Origin of the sequence: Amorphoplanes friuliensis DSM 7358 (genome assembly GCF_000494755.1) — a bacterium.
Taxonomy (GTDB): Bacteria; Actinomycetota; Actinomycetes; order Mycobacteriales; family Micromonosporaceae; genus Actinoplanes; species Actinoplanes friuliensis.
In genome coordinates this window covers 4,126,740-4,139,487 of record NC_022657.1, presented here as the reverse complement: position 1 = coordinate 4,139,487, position 12,748 = coordinate 4,126,740, and the positions used below count along the sequence as shown (strand labels likewise).

Genomic DNA, 12,748 nt, shown 5'->3' with positions numbered 1-12,748 from the left:
CCGCAACCGCCGCGCACCCGCGCCGCACCCGTTCCGCTCTCCGGGGCCGACATCCTGGGGAGCCACCCAGCCTCGGGAGCATCGTGACCACGACGCACGCGCCGGCGGACGCCCGTCGTCTGGCCGACGAGCTGCTGACCCTGGAAATCGGCTTCGCCGCGACGGTTCAGGACGACAGGATCGCGGCCGGGCGCATCCAGCGGGAGGCGGTCGCGCTCGGGCGTACGGATCTGGTGTTGCGGGCGCGGGTCGCGGAGATCGTCGTGCTGCTCCGCGAGGGTGACACCGCCGGCGGCGGTCGTGCGATCCACCAGGTCCACCCGGAGGCCGTCGAGCTGGGCGACGACTATCTCCTGGCCCGCTGCCACCGCGCACTCTCGATCTTCTTCCGGCAGCTGGGCGACCTGGCCACCGCGCTCGCCCACGCCGTGCAGTGCATGTCGCACACCGCCGACGACGTCGTCCCGGCGATCCGGGCCCGGCACCTGATGTGCCTGGCGGTGCTGCTCGACGAGACCGGCTCCCCCGGCGAGGCCCTGCGCCGCTTCGGCGAGGCCCTCGAGATCGCCACGGTCCACCGGGACGCCGAGCTGGCGTTGCTGCTGCTCAACAACATGACCTACACCGCCTGCGTACGCGGTGACCTGGCGGCCGCGGAGGACCTCGAGCGACGGATGCGGTTCGCCGCCCGCAGCGCCGGGGTGCCGCTGAGCGCCACCTGCCTGGACACCTGCGCCCGCGTCGCCATGCTGGCCGGCCGGTACGCCGACGTCGAGGTCATCCTCGGCGCGTTCCTGACCGACGACGCCCCGAAGCACCTGCTCGACGAGGGCAACGCTCTCGAGGAGGCCATGCTCACCGCGGCCGAGGCGCAGCGGGAGCTCGGCAACGACAGCCGGGCCCAGGCCATCCTCGACCGCGTGCTGCGCTTGTGTGCGGAGCACGACCTGCCGGGGCTCCAGGCACGGGCCCGGGAGCAGCAGGCCCTCGTGCACGCCGCCGCCGGGCGCTACCGGGAGGCGTTCGAGGAGTACCGCCGCTTCCACACCGAGACGCAGGTCCTCACCTCGGCGCAGCAGGACGCCCGGTCCCGCACGCTGCAGGCGGTCCACCAGGCCGAGGAGGCGCGCCGGGCCACCGACGAGTTCCGCGAGCTGGCCCATCGCGACGCGCTCACCGGTCTGCACAACCGCCGCCACGTCGACGAGGCGCTCCCGGTGGCGCTCGGGGTGATCGGGGTCCGGGGCGGCTGGCTCTCGGTCGCCCTGATCGACCTGGACCACTTCAAGCGGGTCAACGACACCAGGTCGCACGAGACCGGTGACCTCGTGCTGCGGGACGTCGCGGACCTGTTGCTGGGGACGGCGCCGGACGACGCCGTCGTCGGGCGGCTCGGCGGCGAGGAGTTCGTCGTCCTGCTGCCGGGCGCGGACGCGACCGCCGCCTGGATCGCCGCGGAACGGATCCGGCTGGCCGTCGCGGGCCACGACTGGGCACCGGTCACCGGCGGGCTCCCGGTGACCTGCAGTGTCGGTGTCACCTCGGTCCGCGGCCCCGGTCCGGCCCCGGCGGCCGTCCTGGCCGCCGCCGACCGCAACCTGTACGCCGCCAAGCGCGGCGGCCGGGACCGCGTCTGCGGCGACCCGGTCACTTCGTCGTGACCGTGCCCGTCACCTGGACGTCCTTGTCACCGGCGGCCGCCTCGGCGGAGTAGGTGTCACCGGCCGGCGACCGCTTGCCCGCGGCGTGGTTGAACTGCACGGCGAAGGTGTAGCTGCCGGGCCCGAGCTTGGCGCCCTTCGCCAGGGTGAAGCGGAAGACCAGCGTGTCGTCCTTGCGGCTGCTGGTCATGCTGAGCAGGTTGGCCGGCACGGTGCTCCACCGGCCGGTCTCGACCACACCGGCGGTCAGGGCGACGTGCACCGACACCTTCAGCTCGGTGATCGTTCTTGTCGTCGTGAGGACGACGTTGTCCTGCGACCAGCCGTCGTTCGAGTGCGGGTCCAGCCGGCCCGACGACGACAGGAAGCCGTCCTTGCCGGGGTGCGCCGCCTGGGTCCTGGTGGTGGTGCCGCTGCTGGCCGACGCCCGGGGCGCCGCCGGTGTCGCCTTCGTGGGTGCGGGGGTGGCCGGCGTGAAGGTCGTCGGCGCGGCGACCGGGGTGGTGCTGTCGTCGATCCCGCCCTGGTCGGAGAGGCGGACCCCGGCGATCCCCAGACCCAGCACGACGGCGACCGCCGCCGCGGCGGCCAGCGGGCGCATGAGGCTCAGCACCCGGTCCATCGGGCGACGGGTCTCCTCGGCACGGCCGCGGGCGATCCTGTCCCGCATCGCGTCCCGGTCCGGCCGGTGCCTCTCGGCCTCCTCGCGCAGCACGGTGCGGAGGTCGCGCTCATCCTGCTGACGCACTCAGTCCTCCCGTCCTGACCGGCAGATCCATCAGGTGTTCACTGAGCTGGGCCGCCCCCCGCGACGTCAGGCTCTTGACCGCGCCGACGGAGATGCCGAGGATCTCGGCGACCTCCCGTTCGGGCACGTCGAACGCGTACCGCAGCACCACGCACTCGCGGCGCCGCAGCGGCAGGTGGCGCAGGGCCGCCCGCACGTCCAGGACGACCGGGGTGTCCGGCTCGCTGCGATCCCGGCGCAGCAGGCCGAGCCCCAGCAGTCCCAGCCGCTCCCGGCTCCGCTGCTTGATCCACTGGCGGGCCAGGTTGGTCAGGATGCCCCGGGCGTACGCGATCGGGCTGTCGGCCGCCTCGACCCGCTCCCAGTGCTTCCAGACCTCGACGAACGCGTCCGCCGCGAGGTCGTCGGCCACGCCGGACTCGCCCGTGACCAGGTAGGCGAGCCGCGACAGGTCCGCGTGGTGCTGCTCGAAGAAACGCCGGAAGGCGCGCTCGTGATCGGTGTCCCTCACACGGTCCTTCCCTGTCACCGGTACGCGGGTGGAAGCCGGCTGCCCCGGCTGTGTGGGGGGATACGGAACCGGAGCAGCCGGAGTTCAGATTGTTGGCCCACGGCCGTTCAGGAACCCGCGGAGAGGCCGGTTGAGGTCCTGTTGGAACGGCCTCTCCGCGGATCACTTGCCCCCTCAGTGGTCGTGCACGCCCGAAAGGTTGCCCGCCTCCGCCAAGTTTTTTCTACGAGAGCGGCGCCGGGGACTCCGCACCGGGCACCAGCAGGGACGATGCGCCGCCACCGGCGGCCGGGACGGTCCAGATCGCCGGGGTCCCGTCGCTGCCCCGCAGCGTGTACGCCAGGGTCGCGCCGTCGAGCCAGGCGGCCTGGTCGTCGACGCTCGCGGTCTCCGCGGTCGGGGTGCTGCGCAGCGTGGCCAGGTCGAGCACCGACAGTCGCCAGCCCTTCGCCGGGTCACCGCCGACGGCCTGCTTGAACGCGAGCCGTGTCCCGTCCGGCGACAGCGACGGGCACTCGACGTTCGTCAGCAGCGTCTCGACCGTCCGCGCGGCGAAGTCACCCCGGACCAGGTAGCGCTGCCCGGCCGTCGCCATGGTGGCGTAGAACCGGTTGTCGTCCGCGGCGAACGTGACACCCCAGAAGTTGACGTCGGCGTTGCGGTACGCCCGCCCGTCCCGGGTGATCGCAAAACCCTCCAGGCTGGCCACGGTGGTGCCGGTACGCGTGTCGAGAATGCCGGTCCGCGTCGAGAACCCGCTGCTGGTGTACGAGTCGCCGCCGACGAAGGTGGTCCAGGCGACCATCCGCCCGCTCGCCGAGACCCGCGCCCGGTTCGGCAGGCCGGGGAGGTCGACCGTGCGCACGGTCCGCAGTTGCTCGTCCAGCACCGCCACCTCGTACGACCAGGTGGTGACCGGGCGGAGGCAGACACCCGTGCCGGCCGCGGCGTACGCGCGTACACAATCGGTGGCCGACACCGTGCGGGGGCCGGAGGGATCACCGAGCCGGACCGTCGACAGGCGCCGGTCGGTCACCGCGAGCAGGCGGGGACCGGGAGTGAGGGTGACGGTCTCGCCGGTCGTGGGTGCGGCAGCCGTCGGGCGGTCCGCGAGAAGGGTGTAGGCGACCGCGACGCCACCGAGCACCATCGCGGCGAGGGCGAGCGCGAGGAGGCGCAGCCGGGTGGTCATGGTGTTCTCCTTCGCAGCACGACCAGGGTGGCGCCGATCGCCAGCACCACGACGGCGGCGGCGAGACGGCTGGCGGTCTCCGGCCCGAACGTCTGCCAGGCCAGCCCGAACAGCACCGACGACACCAGGTAGGCCAGGGCCTGACCGGTCTGGACGAGCGCGATCCCGGTGGTGCGCAGGCGTTCCGGCAGCAGCGGCCCGGCCAGCGCGACGAGGATCCCGTCGGTCGCCGCGTAGAACAGGCCGTACAGGCCGAGGGCCAGGACCAGGAGCGGCCAGCCGCCGACCGGGCCGAAGAGCAGCAGGTAGGTGCCCGCGAGCGCGACATAACCGCCGAGAACGACCGGCAGACGTCCGACCCGGTCCGCGAGAACACCCAGCGGGGTGGCGAGCAGCAGGTACGCGAGGCTGGTCCCGACGGCCAGCAGCGGGAACCACGCGATGCCGAGGTCCTCACGCCGCTGCAGCAGCAGGAAGACAAAACCGTCGCCGACGGTGGCCAGGCCGAGCAGGCAGGCGGCTCCGGCGAGCCGCCGGACGGGTGGGTCCCGCAACAGGGCGAGGGCCTCGCGGAGGGCCGCCGGCGGTGCCACCGTGACCGTGCGCTGTTCGCGGACGAAGAGCACGAGCACCAGCACACCGAGGACCGCGATGCAGAAGCTGGTGACGAAGACGGCGTCGTAGGACTCCGCAGAGGCGGCGAGCACGGCCAGGGCGACCAGCGGTCCGAGGAACGCACCGATGCTGTCCATCATGCGGTGCACACCGAACGCGCGGCCGAGCGCCTCCTGCGGCACCGACAGGGTGATCAGCGCGTCGCGGGGCGCGGTCCGCAGGCCCTTGCCGAGCCGGTCGGCCGCGATCACCACGCCGAACGCCGTCATCGACCGGCCGGCCGCGAGCAGGCCCAGCTTGGCGACGGCCGACAGGGCGTACCCGAAACCGGCGACCGCCTTGCGCCCCCGGAAGCGGTCCGCCAGATAGCCACCGGCCAGCCGCAGCACGGCGGTCGCTCCGGTGTAGACCCCGTCGACCACGCCGTAGGCGAGCGGGCTCACGTGCAGGCCCAGGACCAGGTACATCGGCAGGATCGCGGTGACCATCTCGGACGAGACGTCGGTGATCAGGCTGACGGTGCCGAGCGCGAGGACGTTGCCGCCGACGAGCGTGAGCCCGCGTCGTGACGTCGCCGGCCGGGTGATGGTCGACAGGTACACACAGGCATCGTCAGGCATTCAGGCGCCGGACAGCAGGCTCACAGAAGAGGGTTGGCCGGGCGTTCACGTATCGGTCGCCTTGGATCCCTAGGTTGCGGCCATGGGCATTCGCAAGTTCGGGCCGGCCGCCGCCACGGCGCTGCTGACGGCCGCCACCGCAACCGTGGTGCTGACCTCGGGCACCCCCGCGTCAGCCGCCACGGCGACCTTCACCCCCACCGCCGACACCTACGTGCAGAGCGACACGGCAGCCACCGGTTACGGCACGGCCACGCAGATCGTGGTCGACAACTCCCCCGTACGCCGGAGCTTCCTGCGCTTCACGGTGAGCGGCGTCAGCGGCACCGTGACGGCGGCGAAGCTGCGGTTGCGCACGATCAGCGGCAACGACGGCAGCCCGGCCGGCGGCACGTTCCGATCCATGACGAGCACGACCTGGTCGGAGACCGGCACCACCTGGAACAACCAGCCCGCGATCGACGGCACCGCGGTCGGCGCGATCGGCGCGGTCGCGGCGGACGGCTGGTACGAGCTCGACGTCACGTCCGTGGTTTCGGGCAACGGCTCTTTCAGCTTCGGGGCGACCTCCGCCAACTCCGACGGCGCCTACTACGACTCGCGGGAGAGCGGCGCGGACGCCCCGCAGCTGGTCCTGACCACCGGCACGACTCCCCCGTCGGACGACCCGGTGCTGGTCGGTGCGGGTGACATCGCCAACTCGGGGTCCGGCGACACCGCCACGGCGGCGCTGCTCGACGGCATCGCGGGCACGGTCTACACCACCGGCGACAACGTCTACAACAACGGGACCGCGGCGGAGTTCACCAGCTATTACGCGCCGACCTGGGGGCGTCACAAGGCCCGCACCAAGCCGTCACCCGGCAACCACGACTACAACACCTCGGGTGCCACGGGCTACTACAACTACTTCGGCGTCGCGAGCTACTACTCCTACGAGCTCGGCAACTGGCACGTGGTGGCGCTGAACTCCAACATCGCCATGGCCGCCGGGTCGGCGCAGGAGCGGTGGCTGCGCACCGATCTGGCCGCTTCGGCCAAGCCGTGCACCCTCGCGTACTGGCACCACCCGCTCTTCACCTCCAGCGCGAACCACGCGCCGTCGACCTCGACCCGCCCGCTCTACCAGGCGCTCTACGACTACAACGCCGACGTTGCGGTGTGGGGGCACAACCACGTCTACGAGCGCTTCGCCCCGATGAACGCCAACGGGGCCGCGGACCCGGCGCGCGGCCTGCGGTCGTTCGTGGCGGGCATGGGCGGCGCGAGCCACTACACCTTCGGCACGATCCAGCCCGGCAGCGAGGCCCGCAACGCCGACGCCTACGGCCTGCTGAAGTTCACCCTCCACGCGAACAGCTACGACTGGCAGTTCGTCCCGGTGGCCGGCAAGACCTACAGCGACACCGGCACGGGCGCCTGTCACTGAGGATCGACACGCAGCACGGTGACCCCTCTCGCTTCGAGGAGGGTCGCCGAGCCGTGGAGTGCCTCGCCCGCCAGGCCGGTCAGCTCGACCGGCCCGGCGGTGCGATTGATCAGGAAGCGGAAGTCACCGCGGATCGCCAGCTCCACCCGGCCGCGCAGCTCCGGCGGCAGCTCACTGCCCACGCCGGCCAGCGACAACAACTCACCGAGCACCGGCGCCAGGCCGTCCGGACCGAGCCGGGTCCCCACGTACGCGGCCGAGCCCGTCCCGGCGGTGCGGCGGGTGACAGCAGGTGACCCGTCCCGGTACGCCGCCAGCACCGTGACGTCCGTCCCCGTGACCGTGGGGTGATCCGCCCACAGAGTGCCGGCGGAGCCGTTGTCGAGCTCGGCCGGCTCGTCGTCCGGCAGCGGCCCGAACTCCTCGATGCGCAGGCCGAGCAGGTCACGGAACGCGCCCGGATGACCGCCGGCCCAGAGGTGGTCGTTCTCGTCGACGATGCCCGAGAAGTACGTGGTGACCAGGTGCCCGCCACCGGCGACAAAGGCGGTCAGGCGTTCGGCGAGAGCGGCCGGGACGACGTGCAGCACCGGCGCGACCACGAGGTCGTAACCGGACAGGTCCGTCGCGACCGGCACCACGTCCGCGCGCACGCCGAGGTCGAGAAAGGCGGAATACCAGTCGAGGGCCTCCTGGCGGTAGCGCAACCGGTCGGTCGGGTGCGAGTCCTGCTCGGCGACCCACCAGGACGTCCAGTCGAAGAGGATCGCCGCGCGGGCGGGACTCCGCGGCGTACCGGACAGGGGTGCGAGACGGCGCAGCGTCTCGCCGAGCTGGACCACCGACCGGAAGACCGCGCTGTCCTCCCCCGCCTGCGGCAGCATCGCCGAGTGGTATTTCTCCGCGCCCGCGACCGACTGCCGCCACTGGAAGAAGCAGACCGCGTCCGCGCCGTGGGCGACGTGGGTGAGCGAGTCCCGGGCCAGCGCACCGGGCGCTTTCGGCACGTTGATCGGCTGCCAGTTCACGGCGCTGGTCGAGTGTTCCATCAGGAACCACGGGCGGCCGCCGGCGAGGTGCCCGGTCAGATTGGCCGAGAACGACAGCTCGTCGAGCGGCCGCGGACCCCGCTGCACGTAGTGGTCGTTGGCGACGAAGTCGACCTCCGCCGCCCAGTCGGCGTAGTCCAGCGCCTTCGTGCTGTCCATGACCATGAAGTTGGTCGTGGCCGGCACCTCGGGCGTGAGCTCCCGCAGGACCGCCCTCTCGGCGCGCAGGTAGTCCTTGAGCGCATCCGACGAGAAACGCTTGAAGTCGAGCTGCTGGGTCGGGTTCGGATGGGTGGCGGCCTGACGTGGCGGCAGGATCTGCGCCCACTCGCTGTAGTGCTGCGACCAGAACGCTGTGCCCCAGGCCGCGTTGAGGGCGTCGAGACCGGTGTACCGGTTCTGCAGCCAGGTGCGGAAGGCGGCGGCCGCGTCGTCGGAGTAGTCGTAGGCGTTGTGGCAGCCGAGCTCGTTGGAGATGTGCCAGGCGGTCAGGGCCGGGTGACCGCCGTAGCGCCCGGCCATGGTCCGGACCAGCCGCAGCGCGTGCTCCCGGAAGATGGGCGAGGTGGGCCGCCAGTGCTGGCGGCCGCCGGGCCAGACCGTCGCGCCCTGCCGGTCGACGGGCAGGATCTCCGGGTATTTGGTGGTCAGCCACGGTGGCGGGGACGCGGTCGCCGTGGCCAGGTCGACCGCGATGCCACCCGCGTGCAGCAGGTCCATGACCTCGTCGAGCCAGCCGAACGTGTACTCCCCTTCGGACGGCTCCAGCCGCGCCCACGAGAAGATCGCGAGGGAGACGACGGTGACCCCCGCGACCCGCATGGCCCGGATGTCGTCGTCCCACACGGACCTCGGCCACTGCTCCGGGTTGTAGTCCGCACCGAACTCGAGCCGGCGACCGGCCCGCGGATCCGTCGGGCGCAGCCAGCGATGAGAGGTTTCCACACGATCTCCTGGGATTGCGGTTTCAGCGGGACAGGACGGTGTGCAGGCGCTTCGCCTCCTTTACCAGGCGGGTGGTTCCCGGGCCGGAGGCGACGTCGGCGAGCCCGTCGAGCTCGGCGGTGACACCCAGCGCGCCGGCGGTCTGTGCTGCCAGCTCGAGAAGGTCCGGGAGGCCACGAGGGGCCCGGGGCAGCAGCGGCGGGAGGGCGGCAGCGAGCACCTCCCAGACCGCGGCCGTGGCGCCGGCGCGGTGGGCGTCGGTCAGAGCGGTGACCACGCGGTTCAGCTTGATCGTGCCGTCGCCGCAGAGATCGCCGAGCTCGGCACCGACGGCCGCCGCGACAGCGCCGTCGGTGGGCACCAGGGCCAGGAAAGCGTCCACGGCAGCGGTGCGGTCGGTCTGGTGACGGGCACCGAACACGTACGCGAGGGCAAGAGCCATCGCCGGTCCGATCGGGCCGGTGCAGTCGGCGAGCAACGGCAGAAGTTCGCCTCCGCCGCGGCCGTCCTGGTCGGCGTGCCCGGCGAGGCCCGGCAGGGACCAGGCCGCGATGACCTCACGGTGGTGGGGCAGCACCATGGTGTCGACGTCCGGGGTCTTCGCCGATCCGCTGGAGTAGTCGGGATTCGGGGAGCGTTCGAGGGCAACCAGCTGCGTCTCCAGCCCGAGCCGGTCGGTGGGGTCCGGGTAGAGCTCGGCGACGACACGCCGGGCTACAAGCTCTTCCGACCGCATCGCTCGGGTCCCCTTGCCGGACAGCTGCTCGAGGCGGACGCTCAACGGATCCGGTAGGCCGCCGGCAGCCAGCCAGGCCGCGAATTCCCGTCCTCGCGGCGAGGTCAGTGCATCCGCTGCGGCCCGCACTTCCGGGTCTGTCACCCGGGGCACCCGCAGCAGAGCCTGGTCGAAGTCGATCGGCCACGGCTCCCATCCCTCGGCCTCGGCACGCTGGAGCCGGGTGAGCAGCACCCGGGCGTCGAGGCTGCCGTTGACGTGCGTCGGGGTGGCGACCAGCATCGGTACCGGTGTCTGCGTGATCCGGACGGCCAGCTCGGAGATGCGCAGCACCAGGATCACGGCCGGTGAATCGGCCGGCCCGGCCGTCTCGGCCATGGAGATCATGCGCGGCCAGAAGGTGCCGTGGTCGTGCGGGGCGATGACGGAACGGATCGCCTCGCCGAGGTACACCAGGCGGGGCTGCCAAGCCCCGTAGCGCTGGACGAACAGGTCCGGATAGCGGTCGAGCACCGGCTGCAGGACCTCGGGGAGCCCGGCGGCGGGCAGCGAGACGAGTCCGGCCAGCACATGCTCCCAGCGGACTGCCGTGCGCTCGTGGAGCAGCGCCACCAGCTGCTCGGCGAGCTCGACGGCACTGGTGATCGGCGGTGGCATCTCCGCGGTCGGCAGCGGCGGTGGCAGCGGGAGAACGACCTGCGGAGCGGCCTCGGGCTCCGGAGCGCCGAACAGTTGTGCGGCACGGGCCGGCAGATCCCCGCCGAGTGCGGTGGCCGCTTCGGCCAGGTGCGTGAGACGAGAGTCCCGGCCGGGGTCGTCGAGCAGAGGAAGGTGCTTGGCGATCAGGGCGAGGGCCCGGTCCTGGATGTCGAGGGCCGGATGTCCGAAGGCAACGGCGATCGTCTCGAGCACCTCCCCGGCGCGGCCCGGGTCACGGCCGGCAGCCTTGTCGAGGATCGACAGCTGGGCCTTGGCGAGGTTCTTCTCCTTGCGGAGCAGGACCAGGCCGCCGGCCTCGCACAGCGTTTCGGCGTCGAGGCGACCGGCCTCGTCGAGGGTTCGCAACGCGCGCTGAGCCAGCGCCGCGATCACCGGCCCGGAGTGCGGGAGGAGCTGGACGTAGGCGACGGTGTGGCGGGCCAGCTCGTCCACCGTGGGCTCGAGAAGATCATGAAGCATCACGAAGGCGCGCAGGAACCCCGGTTTGTCACCGCGGGTGAGGCGGTCGACCGTCGCGTCGAGGATCGGGCCGCGGGCCAGGCGGCCTTCGGCGATGAGGTCGACAATGGCAGCGGGAAAGCGGGGCGCGTTGTCCCACTCGCCGGTTTCCTTGTTCCAGCGGCCGTGGTTGAGCTCCGAGCCGAGGCCGTCGATGGTGAAGACCGCCGGCAGCAGCGCGTCGAGGAACGGGTCGTCGCGCAGGAGCGGAGTCAGGTCTGCTCCACCGTCGTGAAGGGTGTTGAGCCAGCCGCGCAGCACGCTCTCGGTGGCCGGCGGCAGTGTGCCGGACTCACGGAGGAGACCGGCGACGAACGCCCAGCCGCCCTGCCACGCGCCGTCGATGGTGAGCTTCCCGGCCAGGCGGACCGCCAGGTCGCCCAGCCACGGCAGCTCGCGGATCCGGACGAGCTCGAGGAAGGCGGCGGCGGGGACGCGGTCCCAGCGGTCGCGGATGTCCCGCCGGCACAGGAGAGTGGCCGCGCGGGTCGGCGACGACAGGCAGCCGATGATGGCAAGGGCGTACGCACCGGCCGTGGTGTCCTCGACCTTCCACCAGTCCTCGCGCCGCATGCTCTTGAGGCTCGTCTCCACCCAGTCGGCGAGCGCTGTCCGCTCGGCCTCGGTGGCGGCCAGCAGCAGCGCCGCCACGGAGGCAGCGTCGCCCGAGCGCAGCGGCCGGTCGAGGGTCTCGCCGTCGAGGCTCACGACGCGCGGACCATACGGACGGCGAGAGCGTGCTTGCACGGCCCGCGCTCCCCGCGGTGTTTTCCCCACCACGGGCACGTGCAGGACGTGTCGCGGACGTGGTAGATCTCGTCGCCGCTGCGGACCTCGGCAACCTCACCGGTGGCCGTGACCGCGCCGGCGTCGACGAGGGCACGGGCGCCGACCAGGCGGGGATTCATCGTGGCGACGACGTCGGCGGCGTAAGGCAACGTGCGATGGAAGTAGCCCGCTTCGGCGACGTCGTAACCGACGCGGCCGGCCGTGCCGAGCTGGGTCAAAGCGGCCCTGACCCGCTGCGGGCCGAGGCCGGAGGCGGTGGCGAGCGCGTCGATGTCGATCGCCGGGTCCCAGGACAGCAGGGCGCTGATCAGATCGGCGTCGTCGGCGACCTCGTCACCGGCCAGGGCCTCGAGGACCGCACCCTCACCGGAGAAGCCCCGGTAGGGCTCGGGCGACAGGGTCAGCGAGAGCCGCAGCGACGGCAGGCTGAGCTCCCAGGTGCTCGCGACCGGACCGGCACCGGCGGCGACCGGCGGACCGTAGACGCGCAGGGCGGTCGCGTGGCGCAGGAACGGTTTGAGCGCGACCAGGCGTCCCGCGCCCGGCAGGCAGACCGCCCCGGGCACCGGCCGGGAAGTGAGCCGCAGGCTGCGGCCGGCGGGCACCGCCCACAGCACCGAACGGTCACCGGCGGGCAGGCGGTTGAGCAGGGCTCGTGCGTCGGCGATGCCGACCTCGGCGCGCGGGTCGAACCGCGACGTCAGCACCTGCGCCTCGGCGAAGCCGCGCAGCCAGCGCGACGGCAGCGGCACCTTGCGCTCGACGAGCGGCCCGTCGAAGGTCGTGACGGTCAGATCGTCCGGGCCGACCGCGAGGTGCAGCGGATCGGCGCGGCCGACACGGGTCAGCGCGCGCTGCAGCGGGACGTTGACGTCCACATTGGTGGTGCCGTGCGCGGTGATCTCACCGTCGATGCCCGCGGGCAGCACGTCGAGGCGGGCGTAGACACCGCAGCAGCCGGAGAACGACTCGAACCGCAGACGGTCGGACCCCGCGGTCACCACCGGATCGAGGCTGGCCGGGCTGACCGGGCGGAAGTAGCGGCTGCGCGCGACCTCGGCCACCGCCAGCAGACCGGTCGCCGCCGCACCGGGATCGTTCAGGAAGCCCGTGAAGAAGCGGGGATGCGCCGCCGGGCCACCGGAGGTCTGCAGGGTCAGACCGTCGGTGAGAGCCGAGGACCCGAGGTAGGAGTACGCCGCCGAAACCATGCGCACAACATAGAGAGGGGGTGC

General features: G+C 72.4%; 9 protein-coding genes. 2 read left to right on the top strand and 7 right to left on the bottom strand.

All coding sequences use genetic code 11. From position 1 onward, the window contains the following. Positions 1-83: 83 nt before the first annotated feature. A complete protein-coding gene (locus AFR_RS48435; RefSeq protein WP_023362429.1) occupies positions 84-1,661 on the top strand; it encodes a GGDEF domain-containing protein in 1,578 nt (525 codons plus the stop codon). Here the strand turns inward: AFR_RS48435 and AFR_RS19060 are convergent. The 4 genes from AFR_RS19060 to AFR_RS19045 all read right to left on the bottom strand — a co-directional run bounded on the left by AFR_RS19060 (position 1,648) and on the right by AFR_RS19045 (position 5,329). Beyond that, entirely contained in the window at positions 1,648-2,409 is a 762-nt protein-coding gene (locus AFR_RS19060) for a hypothetical protein (protein WP_023362428.1), read from the bottom strand. The genes AFR_RS48435 and AFR_RS19060 overlap by 14 nt on opposite strands. Next, positions 2,393-2,920 (bottom strand): SigE family RNA polymerase sigma factor, encoded by a 528-nt coding sequence (locus AFR_RS19055; protein ID WP_023362427.1) that lies wholly within the window; start codon positions 2,918-2,920, stop codon positions 2,393-2,395. Before AFR_RS19055 ends, AFR_RS19060 begins: the two co-directional genes overlap by 17 nt. A gap of 223 nt (positions 2,921-3,143) precedes the next feature. Next, positions 3,144-4,112 carry a TolB family protein gene (locus AFR_RS19050; protein ID WP_023362426.1) on the bottom strand — a complete coding sequence of 323 codons (969 nt, stop codon included), beginning with the start codon at positions 4,110-4,112 and terminating at the stop codon, positions 3,144-3,146. Further along, positions 4,109-5,329: an MFS transporter gene (locus AFR_RS19045; RefSeq protein ID WP_023362425.1), complete on the bottom strand. Its 1,221-nt coding sequence runs from the start codon at positions 5,327-5,329 to the stop codon at positions 4,109-4,111. The genes AFR_RS19050 and AFR_RS19045 overlap by 4 nt, the downstream gene beginning before the upstream one ends. A gap of 100 nt (positions 5,330-5,429) precedes the next feature. Between AFR_RS19045 and AFR_RS19040 the strand changes: the two genes are divergently transcribed. Beyond that, complete coding sequence (locus AFR_RS19040) at positions 5,430-6,776, top strand: CBM96 family carbohydrate-binding protein (RefSeq protein WP_023362424.1); 1,347 nt, start codon at positions 5,430-5,432, stop codon at positions 6,774-6,776. On the opposite strand, the gene AFR_RS19035 is transcribed toward AFR_RS19040, so the two are convergent. Genes AFR_RS19035 through AFR_RS19025 form a run of 3 tightly spaced genes read right to left on the bottom strand, consistent with a single transcriptional unit; the run spans position 6,770 to position 12,724 of the window. Beyond that, positions 6,770-8,770: a beta-galactosidase gene (locus AFR_RS19035; protein ID WP_023362423.1), complete on the bottom strand. Its 2,001-nt coding sequence runs from the start codon at positions 8,768-8,770 to the stop codon at positions 6,770-6,772. The genes AFR_RS19040 and AFR_RS19035 overlap by 7 nt on opposite strands. A gap of 22 nt (positions 8,771-8,792) precedes the next feature. After that, a complete protein-coding gene (locus AFR_RS19030) occupies positions 8,793-11,432 on the bottom strand; it encodes a DUF6493 family protein (RefSeq protein ID WP_023362422.1) in 2,640 nt (879 codons plus the stop codon). Beyond that, positions 11,429-12,724, bottom strand: coding sequence for a DprA-like winged helix domain-containing protein (locus AFR_RS19025; RefSeq protein ID WP_023362421.1), 1,296 nt, complete (start codon positions 12,722-12,724; stop codon positions 11,429-11,431). Before AFR_RS19025 ends, AFR_RS19030 begins: the two co-directional genes overlap by 4 nt. Positions 12,725-12,748: the final 24 nt, after the last annotated feature.